We start from the raw sequence: 16167 nt of genomic DNA, 5'->3' as shown, positions 1-16167 counted from the left end.
GCAGCGGCACGTCGGCGCCGGTGGCGATGAAACTGTTGCGGTAGGCACCGCGTTCCAGCGCGGTGTTGCCCAGCAGTTCGGCGATGCCCTGGTCCAGGTTGTTCACCGCCACGTGCTGCACGGCCAGCAGCTGGAAGCTCTGGCCGGCATGCTGCGGGTGCTGGGACAGGGCAAAGGTGGCGTCCAGGAATTGCTGCGCGGCCTGCATCGCGGTGAACGCGCGCCGGTGGTGCGGCACTTCGTGGGCGGGCATGACCCGCTGCCGGCAGCCGGCGTTCCGCACCACCACAGCGACATCTGACCGGCACTACCGAAGGAGCGGCGGCGCCATTGCGGCGCCGCCGCCACGCGTCACTTGCGTGCGAACGCCAGCAGGTCGGCGTTGAACTGGTCGGCGTGGGTGATGGTCAGGCCGTGCGGGGCGCCGGCGTAGACCTTCAGTTCGGCATCCTTGATGATCTGCGAGGACAGCTTGGCCGAGGCATCGAACGGCACGATCTGGTCGTCATCGCCATGCACGACCAGGGCCGGCACGTCGATCTTCTTCAGGTCTTCGGTGTAATCCACTTCCGAGAATTCGTGCACGCAGTCGTACTGGCCCTTGACGCCGCCCAGCATGCCCTGCAGCCAGAACGAATCACGCATGCCCTGGGTGACGTTGTTGCCATCGCGGTTGGCGCCGAAGAACGGCGTGGTCAGGTCCTTGAAGAACTGCGAGCGGTCACCGCCGGTGCCCTGGCGGATGCCGTCGAAGACGTCCAGCGGCGTGCCGGCCGGGTTGGCATCGGTCTTCAGCATCAGCGGCGGCACGGCGCCGACCAGCACCACCTTGGCCACGCGCTTGCTGCCGTGGCGGCCGATGTAGTGCGCCACTTCGCCACCGCCGGTGGAGTGGCCGACCAGGATCGCGTCCTTGAGGTCGAGGGCTTCGATCACCGCCGCCAGGTCATCGGCGTAGGTGTCCATGTTGTTGCCGTCCCAGGTCTGGCTGGAGCGGCCGTGGCTGCGGCGGTCATGGGCGATGACGCGGTAGCCGTTCTGGCCCATGAACAGCATCTGCGGGTCCCACGCGTCGGACGACAGCGGCCAACCATGCGCGAACACGATCGGCTGGCCGGTGCCCCAGTCCTTGTAGAAGATGCGGGCGCCGTCTTTGACGGTTACGAAGTTGCTCATTGCAGGTTCCTTTGGCGGTAGGGGAAAGACACCGGCGGTCGCGCTGCCGGCGTACCGGCAGTACAGCGCAGGATCCACCGCGTGGCTTGCACGCCTGTGTCCAATGGATGGCAGGCGGTCACAGGTCGCGATGACGCGCTTCGCTCTGGCGGAACCGGGTCGATGCTGGCCACGATGTCCGCCAGGCCAGGGAGGAGGCGGCATGCAGAGAACACTGTGGGGAATGATCGTGGGGTGGCTGCTGGCCGGTGCGGTGCAGGCCCAGACCCATGTCTACAAATGCGTGGACGGGCCGCACCCGGTCTACCAGCAGACGCCCTGCCAGGGGCGCGCGGAATGGCGCTGGGACGTGCCGGCGGAGGCGGCGCAGCCGCGTGGCAGTGGCGAGGTGGCACCGTCGCGTGTGGCGCGGCCGACGCAGCCTGGCCGCGCCTCAGGCAGAACCACGCGTGGCCGCAGTGGCCGCAGCGAAGGTGCGCTGATCACGCTGGAACGCGATCCCGCCGGCTGTCAGCAGGCGCGTCGCGAGCAGGCGCGGAAGATGACGCGGGCCCGTCGGCTGGATTACCAGCAGCGGCGGCAGTTGGATGACGCGCTGCGCCTGGCCTGCCAGCAGCCCTGAAACAACAACGGCACCCGAAGGTGCCGTTGCGTGCGTGCGGTGCCGGTGACTCAGTTGCCGTCGCTGGCGGCCGCCGGTGAGCCCGAAGCGCCGGCCTTCGGCAGGCTCAGTTCCGGGTTGCCCTGTTCGGCCTGCAGGATCTGGATGCGGCGCTGCAGGGCATCGAGCTGGTTGTTGGTGCTCTGCACGTCGGTGCTCAGGCTGACCGCCTGCTGCTGGGCCTGCTGCAGGGAGGCGCTGACCTGGGCCGACTGTGCCTGCTGCTGCTCCATTTCCAGCTGCAGCGTGCGCAGGCGCTCTTCGTTGTAGGACACCAGGCGCTCGGTGTAGCGCTTGCCTGCTTCGAGGCGGGTGGTGTCGATGTAGACCTGGGCCAGCTGCTCGGTCTGCTGCACGAAGGTGCGGTAGACGCGTTCGGCGTTGTCGACCGCATCGGTCTTGATGACGCGCCAGAAGTTCTTTTCCTGGAACAGCGCCACGTAGTAGGTCAGGGTGCTGGCATTGAACAGCAGGCTGGCGCCGTAGTTGCCGTTGTAGGTGGTGCGCAGCTCGGTGAGCTGGTTCGCATCCATCAACTGCTTGAGTTCGTCAACCGTATTGCGCACCACCGGCCCGCTGCGGACCGGTTCGGCCGCCGCTTCGCGATCGCCGCGTGCTGCCAGTGCCGGCGGTGCCACCACGATCATGGCCATGGCCAGCAGTGCCGCGCCGCGCGGATACCGGGCGAAGACGGTGCCCCCTGAAGTTTCTCGCATGTCTAGACCATCCACGAACGAAGTGTGGTTGAAATGAATGTGGTTCCCCGCCGCGAGTCTAGCATGGGTGCAGCAGCCGCCAACCGCACCGGACAGGGGTCAATACACCAGCTGGGCGGCATTGCACTGGATCGACTGCATGCTGACGTCGGTACGGCCCAGTTCCAGGCCCAGCAGGTCGGCCAGGACCTGGGTCAGCAGTGCGCCGACGCTGTTGAGCACGGGCTTGAGCGCGGACAGGATCGGCGTAAGCACGGTGCACAGCAGGCCCGAGCAGCTGACCGCGTTGCCGGGACCGGTGACCCCATCGCCGCCGGTGGGGTCGTTGAAACCGCCGGGCTTGGTCTGGATGTAGGAGGCCAGGTTGTCGCGCACGCAGTTGTTGTAACTGACCAGGTTGGTGACGAGGCTGTCGCAGCGGTTGATCAGCAGGCCGCCCAGCAGCGCGCCGAGGGCACCATCGAGCAGGCCCAGGCCCTGGCCGGTGACCGCCGTGCGGTAGCCGGTCCATACCGATCCGTCTTCCCAGCACGTGGTGAGGCCCAGCACGCAGAGCCGGGGCACGCCTTTGGTGACGGTCCAGTCGCCCAGGGGGGCGAGGTTCTGCGCCGGACTGCCATCGCGCAGCAGCGGGATGACGTTGTCGACGTTGTAGCGGCTGTTTGGAGCATGCGCAGCGGCCAGGTAGCGTTCGGCGAGGGCGGTAGCGGCCTGCTTGGGGTCGCTCTTCGGGCCGCTGAGCATGCCGGACAGCACGCGCAGCAGCTCGTTGACCAGGGTGGACACCGTATCGCCCACTGCCAGCGGATTGATGCGCGTGGAAGCGGTCTGGCCCGCGGCCAGGGTCAGGTTCTGGCTGTCGGTCAACGCTGGCAGGGTGATCTTGTTGTTGATGAGTGGCTGGCCGAGCAGGGTGAGCAGCTGCGCGTTCTGCAGCGTGGCGTCGCACACGTTGTTCTTCGAGAAGACATCGGCCGCGTTGACGTTGCCGACGCAGGCCCGCAGCACCGACGAGTCCACCTTGACCGTGGCGGTGGGCGGCGTGGCGCCGCACTGGATCGACGACAGCGTGCCCATCGCATTGGTCACGTCCACGTGCAGCGGCAGGTGCAGGCGCGTGCCCAGCAGCGACAGCAGGGCGCCGACCGCAGGCACGCGGTTGCTGTCGACGTCCACCATCAGCCGCACCTGGGCGTTGTACGCACGCGCGCCGACGCCACCGATGGCGATCGACGGCGGCTCGATCACGCCGGCCTTGACGTCGATGCCGAGCAGGTTGAGGCCGCGCACCTGCACGCCGTTGTTGTCGTTGGCGATGGAAATGCCGGTGTTGAGCAGGTCCAGCACGTTGATCTTCGATTCCAGCGCACTGCCGATGCTGCCATCCGGCGCGATCACCTCGGCGAACAGGCCGCCGCCGCCGTTCTGGCTGCCCAGGGTGATGTTGGCCTGGTTGATGTCCAGCCCGGTCGACACCAGGCTGCCAAGCGCGCGCAGCTGCGCGGCCACGGCACTGTCACGGCCAAGCACGACGGCGGTGGCATCGACCAGCTGCGCCAGCGAGATCTTGTTGACCGACAACAGGCGGTTGAAGTCGGCCACGCTCAGGTTGGCCTCCACCGGGATGCCCAGGGCCTTCAGCAGGCCCGACGGCGTGACGCTCACCTGGGCCAGGCCGTCGTAGGACAGCACGGTGGCGTTGCTCACATCCAGGCCGACCAGGCGCAGGGTGGCCATCAACGGCGAGTTGCCGTTGGTACGCAGCAGCTGCGATCCGACGCTGAACACCGCCGACGGTGCCGTTCGCTTGGCCACGGCCTGGGCGCTGACCGTGGGCAGCTGTGCGTGGGCGCCGAAGAACGGCAGCACGCTGCGTTGCGCCACCACCTTCACCGCATTGCGCGGATTCTCCACGCTGACGGTACCGATGAAGTGATCGGCAGTGGCATGGTTGGCATTCCAGTTGCCGCAGCGCACATCCAGTTGCCCGCCGAACCGGTTCTCCTGCAGCGCGTTCTGCCGTGCGGCGGTATTGTCACTGTTGCCGGAGGTGCACAGGTCCAGGCGCTGCGCGCCTGCCAGCGCGGCCAGGTCGGCCACCTTCTGCGCGTCCCGCTTGGCCCAGAGCAGGTAGCCCACTTCGACCAGGCCGAGCATCGTCACCAGCCCGGCCATCACCAGCATCATGGTGACCGACATGCCACCGCGCTGGTGGAAGGTGAGGGTGCGTGGCGGACGGCGCATGGTCGAGTCCTCAGCGGCTGGAGCCGGACGTGCCCGAGCCGCGCGTCACGTCGGTTTCGAAGAAGTCCGGGATTTCGTGTTCGAAGCTCTTGAGGTAGCGCGCATAGCTGGCCGTGGCCTGGTCGCCGAGCATCGGCAGGCGGGCGCCCGCCTGGGTGCCGGAGGCCTGCAGCTGGAACAGGTGGCGCACGGTGGCGCCGTTGCCGGACAGTGCCAGCGCGGCGGTGCTGCTGGTGGCAACCGGCGCGGCCTGCATGCTGGCGGTACTGGCTGCAGACGCAACCGCGGGCGCCGTCAGGTCGACGGTGGGCAGCGGCTCGGCCGCTGCTGGCGTGTGCACGGGCACTGGCGGCGCTGGCGCTGGCGCCGCCACGGCGGGCAGCGGGCCGCCCATCATCTGCCCGGTAAGCGGCGGCTGCGGCGACTGCGCGTTGCTTGCCGATGCCCAGAGGAGGCAGCTGGCGGCCAGAGCCATGCGGGGGCGGGACAGGAAAAGAGAGGCGGTCATGGCGTGTTCCCGGTGGGGTGGTCGGCGCTGCCGAAGCGTTCAAGCATGGAAGGGGCGAGGCGTGGGACAAGCCGGTCATCGCGTTCGCTGCGTGGGGTTTCAGCGGCGATCCGGCCCGGCACGGCAACGCGGGTGGGCATGCTGCTGCGCGCGGCTGCGACGGGCGCGGTGGCCTGCGTGCTGCGCGCGGCGTCGCGTTGCTGCCAGCGCGTGCGTATCTGTTGCGCCTGTTCACTGATGTTGCGCTGTACGTCCGGGCTGAGCTGTGCCTGCGCCGCAAGGCGCTCGGCGGTGGCGGCATCACCGCGCAGCATGGCCCACAGCGCCAGGTTGGCGGTGGCCTTGGCATTGCCCGGCTGCAGCTCCAGTGCCTTGGCCAGTGGTTCGCGCGCCTGGTCCAGCTGGCCGGCACGCAGGCGCGCGTAGCCCAGGTCACCGAGGTAGTCGGTGTTCAATGGCTGCAGGCGGGTGGCCCGTGCCAACGCCTGTTCGCTGGCGGCATCATCGTTGCGGCGCGCGGCGATCAGCCCCAGGCCGTGCGCGGCCGCGGCCGCCTGTGGGCCGGAATCCAGGCTGCGGTAGATGTCGGCCGCGGCGTCGGCCTGGCCCGTTTCGCGCAGTGCATCGGCCTGCAGCAGGCGCAGCGCGGGCGCATCGCCGAAGCGCTGGCGATAGGCATCCACGTGGGCCAGCGAGGCGAACCATGCACCCTGCTGCTGCATGCGTGCGATCAGTTCCAGGTAGGTGTTGCGGCTGCCCTGCGGCGCTGGCGTGGGTTCGGCCAGGCTCGGCGCCTGCCGGTAGGCCGGCGTGGTCGAGGCGCAACCGGCCAGCGCGGCCAGGGCACACAGCAGGTAGGCAGGGCGAAGTGCGGGCATGGTGTTCATCCCATCTTGGTCAAGGTATTGGCCAGCGCCACCAGCGCAGGGCCGGCCAGCACCAGCATCAGCGCCGGCAGCAGGGTCAGCATCATCACCACGGTCATCTTCACCGAGAGCTTTCCGACCTTTTCCTTCAGCGTGTTGCGGCGCTGCTCGCGCAGGCGGACGCTGAACTGGCGCAGCGGTTCCTGCACGGCACCGCCATGCGCGTGCACCTGCAGGATCAGCTGCACGAGGCTGGACAGGTCATCGTCGCCATAGACGTCGCTGAGGCGGCGCAGTGACTGTGCGCGCGTACGGCCCAGCGAATAGGCGGTGTTGGCTTCATGGATCTCGCCGCCCAGCACCGGGAGGGCATCGCGCAGCTTCTCGCCCAGCGTCTGCAGGCTCTGGTCCATGCTGAAGCCCACCCCCTGCAGCAGGCGCAGCAGGTCGATCAGCAGCGGCAGTTCGTTGGATACCGCGCGGCGCCGGCGCGCCACCCAGCTGGACAGTGCGAACTTGGGCAGCAGCAGGCCCGCAGCCAGTGCACCGATGACCACCATGAAGCGTGACGCGCCGGTGGCATCACTCAGTGCCAGTGCAGCCACCAGTACCAGCACGGCCAGCAGCAGCCGCAGCGCAAGATAGATGGCGGTGCCGCGACGCGTGTTCCAGCCGGCCAGATCCAGCAGCAGCCGGTCTTCGCTGGCCAGCAGGGCAGCCTCCAGGCGGCCGCCGGTGAACAGTTGGCCGAGCTGCTGCAGCCAGCCAAAGGAATCGCGTGCCGGCGCGGCGTCCGGCGGCGCGGCGTCACGCGGGCGCAGGGCGGTCTGCAGGGTGGCACTGGTGCGTGCTTCACGGCTGCCGCGCACCCAGCCGCCCAGGCCGAGCAGGGCCACGCCCGCGGCCAGCACCAGCAGGGCCAGCATCCACCAGGTCGCGGCGCTCATTGGAGGTCTCCCGGGAACAGGCGTGCGTTCATAGCGAGCGCGCCAGGCGATACAGCAGGAAGCCACCGACCAGTTCCAGGCCGAGGGCGATCAACAGCACCTTGTGGCCCAGCGGGTCGTGCAGCACGGGCTGGAAGAAATCGGGGCTGCTGATGGCCATGATCACCGCGCTGATGGGCGGCAGCAGCCCCAGCACCCAGGCCGACATGCGGGTTTCCGAGGTGGTGGCGGCCAGTTCCTGCTGTGCCTGTTCCAGGTCACGCATGAAATCGCCCATGCGCTGCAGGATCTGGTCGGAGCGGCCACCAATGCGCACGCTGACGCCGATCACCACGGCGAGCACCTTCAGCACATCCATCTGGTAGGGCTGGGCGGCCATGCCCAGCGCCCGGTCCAGGTCCATGCCGCTGCGCGCATAGCGCACGGTGGTGTCGAGCATGTCGCGCAACGGCGCGGTGGTCTGTACCGATGCGGTCTGGAACGCCATCTGCAGGCTGTTGCCCAGCGCGGTCAGCCGCACCAGGTTGTCGAGGAAGTCGGGCAGCTGGTGCAGCAGGCGCGCCCGCAACCGCGTGGTACGGCGGACGATCCACAGTACGCAGGCAAGCAGGTACAGGCCCAGGGTCAGCGGGAACATCCACAATGTGCCTAGGCGCAGCACGGCAACGGCGGACAGCGCGATGCCGGGCACGATCAGCAGCAGCGGCAGTTTCCAGCCCGGGCTCAGCCCGGCGCGCTGCAGGAAGGCATCCCAGGGCAGGCTGCGCTTGGCGGCTGCCGGTGCCCCCCGGCTCGGGTCGCTGGCCGCAGGGGGCGCGTTGCCGCCGCGGCCCAGCTGCTGCTCGGCATGCTGCAGGGAGGCCTGGCGCTGTTCGCGGCCGTACGCGGCGCCCCACAGCCACACGGCGGCGGCCAGCAGCACGGCGACGATGCTCAGCAGCAGGAGTGCGCCGATGCCCATGCTCAGAAGTCTCCGTACAGCGATTCGCGCAGCAGCTGGCGGAAAGGCTCCAGCTTGCGCGAATGCGGCTGGAAGCCGAGGCCGATCCAGCGGTTGACCTCGGCCCCGCTCGCGTCCACCTGCACCTCGTGGCGGAACATCTCCTGGGTGGTGATCAGGTTGTCGCTGACGCCGGTGATTTCGGTGATCGACACCAGCACGCGACGGCCATTGGGCAGTCGCGCGATCTGCACGATGAAGTCGATCGCGCTGGCGATCTGCCGGCGCAGGCTGTCCTCGCTGCCCTGGAAGCCGGCAAAACCGGCCAGCATCTCGATGCGGTAGAGACAGTCACGCGGCGAGTTGGCGTGGATGGTGGCCATCGAACCGTCGTGGCCGGTGTTCATGGCCTGCAGCATCTCCAGCACTTCCGCGCCACGTACTTCGCCGACCACGATGCGGTCCGGGCGCATGCGCAGGCTGTTGCGGACCAGGTCGCGGATGCCCACGGCACCATGTCCATCGGCGCCCCCCACGCGGCTTTCCAGGCGCACCACGTGCGGATGGTTCAGCGACAGCTCGGCGGTGTCCTCCACGGTGATGACGCGCTCGGTTTCGGGCACGTAGCTGGTCAGTGCGTTCAGCAGCGAGGTCTTGCCCGAGCTGGTGCCGCCGGAGACCAGGATGTTGCAGCGGCCCAGCACCATGGCCTTGATGAGCGCCTGCATCGGTGCGTCGAAGGTGCCCTTGGCCAGCAGCTCGTCCGGGGTGAAGGGATCCTTGCGGAACTTGCGGATGGACACCATCGGCCCGTCCACGGCCAGTGGCGAGATGATGGCGTTGAGCCGGCCGCCGTTGGGCAGGCGCGCGTCCACCATCGGATTGGAGTCGTCCAGGCGGCGCCCGATCGGGGCGAGGATGCGGCGCAGGATGCGCAGCAGGTGGGTATCGTCGGTAAAGCGCTGGGTCGCGCGCCGGAGCACGCCGCCCTGCGAGACGTGCACGTCCTTGAAGCCGTTGATCAGGATGTCCTCGATCGTCGGATCGTGCAGCAGGTCATCCAGCGGGCCGAAACCGGTGAGCTCCTTCACCAGCCCCTGGGCAACAGCCTGCATCTCCTCCTCGTTGATCGGGATGCGCCATTCCTGGATGAAGCTGACGGTCTGCACCTGCACCCAGCGTGCGATGGTGTCCGGTGCCCACGAATCGATGTCGATCCGCTCGTCCTCGATGCTGTTGAGCAGATGCTCATGCGCGGCCGACAGCACCTTCTGGTACTGCTCGGTCTGTGCGAACGGTGGGCTGGCCGGTGCGTTCTCAGGCAGCACGGCACGCGCCATGGCGTTGGGAAACAGGGTCACTTTGTCTTCCATGGCGTTCCACCCAGGGCAAGGGCAAGTCTTTCCCGCAGGCCGGGCGGCAGGGCCGGGCCGGCGGCCGGGTCCAGTCGCGCCACCAGCGGGGCGAGGGCGCGCAGGTACGGATCGCGCGGGGCATCCTGCAGCAGCAGGTGGCCGTGGCTGGCCGCGGCCCGCACGCGCGGGCGCTCGGGCAGGGTGGCCAGCAGGGGCAGTTCGAAGCGTCGTGCGATCTGTTCCGGGGTCAGGCCGCTGTGTTCGTCATGGCGGTTGACCACCAGCTGCAGCCGGCTTTCGCGTTCGCGCTGCCCGCTCAGGTGCTTGAGGGCGTGGTCGAGCGACACCAGCGTGGCGATGGCGGTGTCGGCCACCAGCCAGATCTCATCGGCCTGTTCCAGCAGCAGCGGCGGCAGTTGGCGCAGCGGGCAGCCGCCGGCATCGCACAGCACGCTGGTGAACACCCCGCGCAGGCGCTGCAGCAGGGCACCCGGGTCGGACGGCGGCACGGCGTCGCTGCCGCTGGCACGGTCGAGCAGGACCAGGCCACTGGTGTGCCGGGCCATCGCCGTGCGTGCCAGCGTCGCGTCGATGCGGCTGGCGTTGCGCAGTGCATCCTCGTAGTGGAAGCGGCTGTCCAGGTTGAGGTAAAGCGCGAGGTCGCCCGCCGGCTGCGCCAGTTCCATCAGCAGGCCATCGGTCCCGGCGGCATCGTCGGCGGCGTCGCCACGCTGCTGCTGCGCGAGCACGGCCAGATGGGCCGCCAGCGTGCTGGTGCCGACGCCGGCGCGCACGCCCAGCAGCAGGATGAACCGTGCCCGGTGCGCGGGCTGTGCGGCGGCTGCGGCACGCGGCGAAAGTGCACGGCGCAGGGCGGCTTCGATGCCGGCGTTGTCACTGTCCAGGTCGAGCACGTCGCGCAGGCCGGCACGCAGGGCCATCACTACGCCTTCCACCTGGCTGTTGCCGGTCGCCCCCACCGCCACCAGGTTCAGGTCAGGCTGGGTCTGCTGCAGTTGCGCGGCCAGCACCATGGACGAGGCCGCGTACTCGGGACGGAAGTCGAGCAGGACCAGGCCATTGGCACCGCGCTGCAGGTCCTGTGCGGAGGTGGGCTGCGCGCTGTCCTGCCAGTGCAGCACGGCCGATGCCGGCAGCCGTGCCGCCAGCCGGGGCAGCAGTTCACGATCGACGCCGTACAGGACCAGATTCATCGGTGGTCCCGAGGCATGCAATGGCTGGGCGGTGGCGTAGGGCATGGGCGTGGGGTCCGCAGCATCGGGTCAGCGCGAGAATCCGGGCACCGGGTCCTGGCTGACCGGACCCAGCAGCCACGCACCCCACTCGGGCAGGTGCGGGCGGGATTCGCGGTCGCCGGGCAGCGGCAGTTCGGTGTTGCGGGCCAGCGGCTGCACCAGGCGCGGGGTGACGATGATCACCAGCTCCTTGTCCTGGCGCTTGTAATCCAGGTTGCGGAAGAACGAGCCGATGATCGGCAGGTCACCGAGCATCGGGATCTTGTTCACCGTGGAAGCGACGGTGGAACTGACCAGGCCGCCGATGACGAAGCTCTCGCCGTCGCCCAGTTCGACCGTGGTATCGGCACGGCGCGTGCTGATGGAGGGAATCTGCACGCCGTTGAGGGCGATCGCGTTGGTGTAGTCCAGGTCGCTCGCTTCCGGCGCGACCTTCAGCGCGATGCGGTTGGCCGACAGCACGGTGGGGGTGACGGTCAGGCCGATGCCGAACGGCTTGTAGGTGACGGTGGTGGTGCCCAGGCCCTGCGGCTCGAGGATCGGCAGCTCGCCGCCGGCCAGGAAGCTCGCGCTCTGGCCGGACAGGGCGACCAGGGTCGGCTCGGCCAGCACGCGTGCCATGCCGTTGCTCTGCAGCAGGTCGACGTCGGCATTCCACAACCCGTTGGTGGAGCCGAACACCAGCCGGAATGCCGAGGAAATGGGTGATTCGGCTTCGTTGCTGCTGTTGCCTTCCTGCATGCCGGGCAGGATGCCGGTGTTGCCCGGCAGGATGCCGCCGGGGCGGGCGAAGCCATAGGCAAAGCCACCGTTGCGGTTCTGGAAGCTGATGCCGATCTGCTTCAGCGCGGTCTTGTTGAACTCGACCACCTTCACTTCCACCTGCACCACGCCGCCACTGGCGATGGTGGAGGCGTCGGCCAGCATGCCTTCCTTGCCCAGCGCCATGGCAGCGGTCTTCTGCTCCTGCATGTGGGACAGCATGCTGTCGCTGCTTCCCTGCAGCAGGCCCTGCTGGTCCTGCTGGGTGAACACCAGGCCGTTGCGGCCGGCATCGGCGGCACCCTGCACGGCGCTCTGCACGCGGACCTGCAGCCGCTGCGGCTCGCTCTGCTTGCGGTGCCACAGCAGCAGGGTGGTGGTGCCGGGCGCCTTGCCCACCAGCAATGCCTGGCGCTGGCCGCGCAGCATCACCACATCGGCCACGCCCGGATCGGCGATGGCCACCCGTTCCAGGTCGGCCGGCAGGGTCCACGGACGCTGTTCGCGGGCCTGCAGCACCAGCTCATCTGCCGCCACGCCCGTGCCGGGCGCCAGCAGCACCAGCAGCAGGGCCAGCCAGCGTTGGCGGGCGGTCGGGCGAGGATGCGAGCGATGTACGGTCATGGAAGGTCTCGGGGGCAGGTCAAAGGGAACCGCGGGGGGCTGCACTGTCGCCACGGATGATCTCGATGCCGGCCGGGCGCGCGGCTGCACGACGCGGTGCGGCCGCACGCGGCGCTGCGTCGGCCACCGGCCGCGGTCGCGCGGAAGCGCCTGCCAGGCCGTCGCCGTCGATGCCGGCATAGGCGTTGTTTTCGGGGCGCTGCAAGGCCTGCTGCTGTTCGGTGTCCAGGCCGCGCAGCGGATCCAGCACGCCGCGTGCCTGCGGGAACAGGGCGACGTCGGGCAGGCCCGCGTCGGCCGGGTTGCGCAGCGCCAGGTAGAGCTTGCCCTGCTGGGCGCCCAGCAACAGGCGGTTGGCCTCGTCCACCGGCACCGCCAGCACCGCGCTGCGCGCCGGTTGGGTGGCATCGTTGTGGCTGCTGGCGCTCGAGCTGCCGGTAATGTCGGCGGCGCGCGGGTCGTCGCCCTGCGCACTGCCGCCGTTGTCAGCGCTGGCCTGGCCCGGGTCCACGGCAATGTCCTGCTGGCCGTAGCTCAACACCCGCAGGCGGGACAGCAGCAGGCGGGTCTGGGCCAGTTCCGGCTGGCCGTTCGCGCTGTTGCTGGTGCTGCGCAGGTTGAGGAACACATCGACGAAATCGCCGGGCAGGATCCGGTTGCCTGCGCCCACCAGCTCATCGACCGGCACGGCCAATGCGCGCTCGCCGGGACGAAGCTGCAGCGAGAAACCCTGGGCAAGCAGGCTGCGGTTGACCGTAGTGCCCTCGGCGATGTCCTGCACCGGCACCTTGCCCAGCACCGAGGCCAGGTCGGACGACGCGCCGGGCTCGGCCGCAGTGCGCTGGGCCAGGCGCACGCCATCGGCGCGGATCGGCTCGCCGGCCGGCAGGCGGGCCACGGCTTCCACCACGGTGACGGTGCGCGCATCGCTGGTGGAGGCTGCCATGGGCGCGGTCGCCGTGGTGGCGGGCTTGCGCCCCACCATGAACGCCACTACGGCGAGGAGCAGGGCCAGGGCGATCAGTGCGATGGCGGCGATGCGGGTCAACTTGAGCATGGAACCATCTCCTGAAACCGGTCGTCAGTTGCTGCCGAGGTCGAGCTGGGCGACCGCGACACTGCGGATGGGGGCCTTCATCACCCAGCCGTACAGCGTGCCGGTGCCAGGAAGGAACGGGTGGCTGGAATAGTCGTAGCTGACCGTGACGGTCACGCACTGCGCGCTGGCCAGGCCGCTGCAGGCGGCAGGCGGCGATACCACGATGGCGCCGGCGCCGCTGCCCGTGCTGCTGGCCGAACCGCAATCGGGATCCTGGCCCGAGAACTGCAACAGCCACTGCATCGAGCGGCGCGCGGCCGAGCACGCGGCAACGCGACGCTCGGCGGTGCTGCCGAAACGCAGCGATGCGCGCGCACCCTCGGCCGATGCGGTGGCCAGGGTCTGCTGCGCGGCCATGATCATCACGCCCGAGAAAGTGAGCATCAGCAGCGGGATGAAGCCGAGCATCATCATCAGCGCGTACTCGACGGTGATGACGCCGCGTTGGCGATGGCGTCCGATCATCCTCATGGCATGACTCCCTGGGTCGAGGCCAGGACCCAGCCGATGGCGGCGAAGGCCAGATAGGCGGCGTAGGGGATGCCCTTGCGTCCCTGGCGGGCGAGGTGCATGTCCTGGATGGCCGGGCGCGCCTGCCAGTGCGCGCTCAGCCGCGCGCAGTGCAGGTGCAGGCGTGGCGGCACCCAGGGCACTACCCGTCGTGCGCTGATCACCAGTACCGAATGCAGGCCTGCCACCAGGCTTGCGGCGATCCAGATCGGCAGCAGGGCGGTCCAGCCCAGCAGCAGGCCCAGCACGGCGAAGAACTTGACGTCACCGGCGCCCATCCAGCCGAGCGCGTAGAAGGGCAGCAGCGATGCCAGCCCCAGCGCGGCGCCCAGCAGGTGCCCCCACCATGGCAGGTGCGGGCCGGAAAACTGGCCGGCGACGATCAACGGGAGGGCAAGCGCGCACGCTCCGGCCAGCCAGGCGTTGGGGACACGGCGGGCATACAGATCGCTGATCGCGATGCGCAGGCTCAATCCCATGGCCAACAGCCCCAGTAGCGTCATCCCACACCCTCAGCGTCCTTCAATGGACAAGTACGTGAAACTGAAACCGCCATCGAGGTTGCGCGGGGGCAACCCTCGACGGCATGGCGACTCACTCCGCGGCCGTTGTGGCTTTCTCGGCGGTTTCGGTGAGCGCGGTAAACAGCGAAGTAAAGAACGAGGTGATCTGTTCCTTGCCGACCACGACCAGGATGCCGGCGATGACCGCCGCCAACAGGCCATATTCCAGCGCGGTCACGCCGTCTTCTTCGTTGAGGAATCTGCGGATGGATGCGTTCATGACGGTTGTCTCCCTATACCAGTCAGGTTTAGCTGTATTACCCGGTTTGAATGGGTGCCCGGCTCCGCCGGGTCCATCCATGGACCCCCGCCTTCCTGGCAGGGGGACAGGGCGGGACATTCCCCTCCCTGTTTATTCGTCGTGATCCAGAACCCGGGGAGCAGCTGCCACGCGACCACCATGGCGCGGCGTCCGGCCGCGGGTCGAGTGTCTGCTGGTGGCGTGCTTTCGCATGTTTCCCCCTGGGTGAGGCCGTTGTCGCCTGGCCGGATCACCATGGCTTCGACTCTTGCCCGAATGGCGCGGTGCCGCAAGCCCAATCAATATGCAAATTCGGCACAAAGCCATTTTCACGTGAAGAAAAGCGGCCGTTTGCGTGAAGAAAAAACGTTGCCCGACAAATCCGTTCATTTGGATCGAGAAAATCGCCGGGAGGCGTTGCCGCATGCGAATTCCGTGCCATTCGGCGGCCTGTTTGGAAACAGGAAGAATTAATGGTTAACGTAATGCGTCACTGTTTACGGGCGCTGATTTACACGCAATACTCAGGTGCATTCGACAAGCAAGCGTGGCAGCCGACCTGCATTGAAAGCCGGGACGGTGAATGGACTACGGCGCGCGCCCTGTCAGGCAGTGGGGGCGGCGGATACGGACTCATGGGGGGACGACACTGTCATGGAAGGTGGGGTGGGCGATATCGAAGGCGGCCAGCTCGACGACGGCGAACTGCGGTCGATCGACCTGGCGACGCTGAGCGGTGTGCTTCGCGTCTGCGATGTGGAGCTGCTGCTGCTCGACGGCAACGGCCCCAGGGCTGCCTTCTCTTCGCGCGTGCACGACGAAGCGCTGTTCTGCAGCATCACCTGCGGCTTCCATTGCCGCGGGCGCTTCATGCTGCCCCCGGACTGGGCGATGCTCGGGTTCGTGCATGCCACCGATGAGGTGCAGAGCTGGTGCCACGGCGTGCCGATGGTGGCGGGCATGTCATTCACCGTGCTGCCGGAAGGCATCAGTGAATTCACGCTCAGCGCCGGCACCCGGATCACGGCCATGCTGCTGCCGGTGGCGCGGGTGCAGCGCAAGCTCACCGAACTGAGCCTGCGCAGCACGCCGCCGGCCGGCCAGGCCCTGAGCCTGGTGCAGCTGCCCGTCGACAGCCAGGCGCTGGCCAACCACTACCTGCAGCTGCACGCGCAGCTGGGGCAAGGCACCGCCCTGCAGCCGGAAGAGACCGACCGCCTGCTGCATGAACACATCCAGGCGCTGCTGGCGGCGGGGCCCGGCGATCGGCCCGGCTTCACCCGGGCGCGGCGGACGCACTACCTGATCGCGCAGCGGGCCGAGAACTTCATGCGGCTCAACCTGCGGCGCAATATATACATGAATGAAATCTGCGATGCGGCCGGTGTCAGCGAGCGCGGCCTGCGCTATGCGTTCGAGGACCTGTTCGGCGTGTCGCCCAACCGCTACCTGTCGATGCTGCGGTTGTGCGCGGCGTGCCGCAGCCTGTCGATGGCCGATTCCAGCCGCCGCTCGGTCAAGGCCATCGCGCTCAGCTGCGGCCTGTGGGATCTGTCCCGGTTTGCCGACAACTACCGCAAGGTGTTCGGCGAACTGCCACGCGACACCCTGATGCGTTCGCCCGCGCAGATCGGCCAACCGGCCTGAAACCAGCGCGCTGCCGAATCTGCATATCCGCCTGCCGAATCCGCCCGTGGCT

Annotated in this window: 17 protein-coding genes; 3 read left to right on the top strand and 14 right to left on the bottom strand. The window is 68.5% G+C overall.

The annotated features are described in order from the left end of the window. Positions 1–351: 351 nt before the first annotated feature. Positions 352–1176: an alpha/beta hydrolase gene (locus C1927_RS12550; protein ID WP_108746871.1), complete on the bottom strand. Its 825-nt coding sequence runs from the start codon at positions 1174–1176 to the stop codon at positions 352–354. Positions 1177–1378: 202 nt separating this feature from the next. On the opposite strand from C1927_RS12550, the gene C1927_RS12545 reads away from it, so the two are divergent. Next, complete coding sequence (locus C1927_RS12545) at positions 1379–1798, top strand: hypothetical protein (protein ID WP_108746870.1); 420 nt, start codon at positions 1379–1381, stop codon at positions 1796–1798. A gap of 50 nt (positions 1799–1848) precedes the next feature. On the opposite strand, the gene C1927_RS12540 is transcribed toward C1927_RS12545, so the two are convergent. The 13 genes from C1927_RS12540 to C1927_RS12480 form a co-directional block, all read right to left on the bottom strand. After that, a complete protein-coding gene (locus C1927_RS12540) occupies positions 1849–2553 on the bottom strand; it encodes a DUF2968 domain-containing protein (RefSeq protein WP_108746869.1) in 705 nt (234 codons plus the stop codon). Positions 2554–2652: 99 nt separating this feature from the next. Next, on the bottom strand, positions 2653–4797 hold the full coding sequence (locus tag C1927_RS12535) for a TadG family pilus assembly protein (protein ID WP_108746868.1): 2145 nt from the start codon (positions 4795–4797) through the stop codon (positions 2653–2655). Positions 4798–4807: 10 nt separating this feature from the next. Then, positions 4808–5305, bottom strand: a complete 498-nt coding sequence (locus C1927_RS12530) for a DUF3613 domain-containing protein (protein ID WP_108746867.1) — start codon at positions 5303–5305, stop codon at positions 4808–4810. Further along, positions 5302–6183 (bottom strand): Flp pilus assembly protein TadD, encoded by an 882-nt coding sequence (locus C1927_RS12525; RefSeq protein ID WP_108747842.1) that lies wholly within the window; start codon positions 6181–6183, stop codon positions 5302–5304. The genes C1927_RS12530 and C1927_RS12525 overlap by 4 nt, the downstream gene beginning before the upstream one ends. 5 nt (positions 6184–6188) lie before the next feature. Next, entirely contained in the window at positions 6189–7118 is a 930-nt protein-coding gene (locus tag C1927_RS12520; protein WP_108746866.1) for a type II secretion system F family protein, read from the bottom strand. A 28-nt stretch (positions 7119–7146) separates the two neighbouring features. Next, positions 7147–8079, bottom strand: a complete 933-nt coding sequence (locus C1927_RS12515; protein ID WP_108746865.1) for a type II secretion system F family protein — start codon at positions 8077–8079, stop codon at positions 7147–7149. Between the two features lie 2 nt (positions 8080–8081). Beyond that, positions 8082–9431 carry a CpaF family protein gene (locus C1927_RS12510; protein WP_108746864.1) on the bottom strand — a complete coding sequence of 450 codons (1350 nt, stop codon included), beginning with the start codon at positions 9429–9431 and terminating at the stop codon, positions 8082–8084. Further along, positions 9416–10672, bottom strand: a complete 1257-nt coding sequence (locus C1927_RS12505; protein WP_108746863.1) for a fimbrial protein — start codon at positions 10670–10672, stop codon at positions 9416–9418. Before C1927_RS12505 ends, C1927_RS12510 begins: the two co-directional genes overlap by 16 nt. Positions 10673–10696: 24 nt before the next feature. Then, positions 10697–12055, bottom strand: a complete 1359-nt coding sequence (locus C1927_RS12500) for a type II and III secretion system protein family protein (RefSeq protein WP_079222160.1) — start codon at positions 12053–12055, stop codon at positions 10697–10699. 19 nt (positions 12056–12074) lie between these two features. Continuing rightward, on the bottom strand, positions 12075–13112 hold the full coding sequence (gene cpaB, locus C1927_RS12495; protein ID WP_108746862.1) for a Flp pilus assembly protein CpaB: 1038 nt from the start codon (positions 13110–13112) through the stop codon (positions 12075–12077). 24 nt (positions 13113–13136) lie between these two features. Continuing rightward, positions 13137–13625, bottom strand: coding sequence for a TadE/TadG family type IV pilus assembly protein (locus tag C1927_RS12490; protein WP_079222158.1), 489 nt, complete (start codon positions 13623–13625; stop codon positions 13137–13139). Then, positions 13622–14167, bottom strand: a complete 546-nt coding sequence (locus C1927_RS12485) for a prepilin peptidase (protein ID WP_108746861.1) — start codon at positions 14165–14167, stop codon at positions 13622–13624. Before C1927_RS12485 ends, C1927_RS12490 begins: the two co-directional genes overlap by 4 nt. A gap of 91 nt (positions 14168–14258) precedes the next feature. After that, entirely contained in the window at positions 14259–14447 is a 189-nt protein-coding gene (locus C1927_RS12480; RefSeq protein WP_079222156.1) for a Flp family type IVb pilin, read from the bottom strand. A 276-nt stretch (positions 14448–14723) separates the two neighbouring features. Between C1927_RS12480 and C1927_RS21430 the strand changes: the two genes are divergently transcribed. Next, positions 14724–14942: a hypothetical protein gene (locus C1927_RS21430; protein ID WP_159095356.1), complete on the top strand. Its 219-nt coding sequence runs from the start codon at positions 14724–14726 to the stop codon at positions 14940–14942. Positions 14943–15122: 180 nt separating this feature from the next. Then, the gene (locus C1927_RS12475) at positions 15123–16115 is read left to right on the top strand and encodes an AraC family transcriptional regulator (protein ID WP_108746860.1); all 993 of its coding nucleotides are present in this window, start codon (positions 15123–15125) and stop codon (positions 16113–16115) included. Positions 16116–16167: the final 52 nt, after the last annotated feature.

Source organism: Stenotrophomonas sp. ZAC14D1_NAIMI4_1, assembly GCF_003086775.1.
Taxonomy (GTDB): Bacteria; Pseudomonadota; Gammaproteobacteria; order Xanthomonadales; family Xanthomonadaceae; genus Stenotrophomonas.
Note: the sequence above shows the minus strand (reverse complement) of the source record. Positions and strands in the feature narration are given on the sequence as shown.

Bases quoted from the DNA above. Each gene is read 5' to 3' on its own strand.
- C1927_RS12500 (WP_079222160.1), bottom strand. From the start codon at position 12,055: ATGACCGTACATCGCTCGCATCCTCGCCCGACCGCCCGCCAACGCTGG.
- C1927_RS12525 (WP_108747842.1), bottom strand. From the start codon at position 6,183: ATGCCCGCACTTCGCCCTGCCTACCTGCTGTGTGCCCTGGCCGCGCTG.
- C1927_RS12550 (WP_108746871.1), bottom strand. From the start codon at position 1,176: ATGAGCAACTTCGTAACCGTCAAAGACGGCGCCCGCATCTTCTACAAG.
- C1927_RS12530 (WP_108746867.1), bottom strand. From the start codon at position 5,305: ATGACCGCCTCTCTTTTCCTGTCCCGCCCCCGCATGGCTCTGGCCGCC.
- C1927_RS12510 (WP_108746864.1), bottom strand. From the start codon at position 9,431: ATGGAAGACAAAGTGACCCTGTTTCCCAACGCCATGGCGCGTGCCGTG.
- C1927_RS12535 (WP_108746868.1), bottom strand. From the start codon at position 4,797: ATGCGCCGTCCGCCACGCACCCTCACCTTCCACCAGCGCGGTGGCATG.
- C1927_RS12540 (WP_108746869.1), bottom strand. From the start codon at position 2,553: ATGCGAGAAACTTCAGGGGGCACCGTCTTCGCCCGGTATCCGCGCGGC.
- C1927_RS12490 (WP_079222158.1), bottom strand. From the start codon at position 13,625: ATGAGGATGATCGGACGCCATCGCCAACGCGGCGTCATCACCGTCGAG.
- C1927_RS21430 (WP_159095356.1), top strand. From the start codon at position 14,724: ATGGCTTCGACTCTTGCCCGAATGGCGCGGTGCCGCAAGCCCAATCAA.
- C1927_RS12520 (WP_108746866.1), bottom strand. From the start codon at position 7,118: ATGAGCGCCGCGACCTGGTGGATGCTGGCCCTGCTGGTGCTGGCCGCG.
- cpaB (WP_108746862.1), bottom strand. From the start codon at position 13,112: ATGCTCAAGTTGACCCGCATCGCCGCCATCGCACTGATCGCCCTGGCC.
- C1927_RS12485 (WP_108746861.1), bottom strand. From the start codon at position 14,167: ATGACGCTACTGGGGCTGTTGGCCATGGGATTGAGCCTGCGCATCGCG.
- C1927_RS12475 (WP_108746860.1), top strand. From the start codon at position 15,123: ATGGAAGGTGGGGTGGGCGATATCGAAGGCGGCCAGCTCGACGACGGC.
- C1927_RS12545 (WP_108746870.1), top strand. From the start codon at position 1,379: ATGCAGAGAACACTGTGGGGAATGATCGTGGGGTGGCTGCTGGCCGGT.
- C1927_RS12480 (WP_079222156.1), bottom strand. From the start codon at position 14,447: ATGAACGCATCCATCCGCAGATTCCTCAACGAAGAAGACGGCGTGACC.
- C1927_RS12505 (WP_108746863.1), bottom strand. From the start codon at position 10,672: ATGCCCTACGCCACCGCCCAGCCATTGCATGCCTCGGGACCACCGATG.
- C1927_RS12515 (WP_108746865.1), bottom strand. From the start codon at position 8,079: ATGGGCATCGGCGCACTCCTGCTGCTGAGCATCGTCGCCGTGCTGCTG.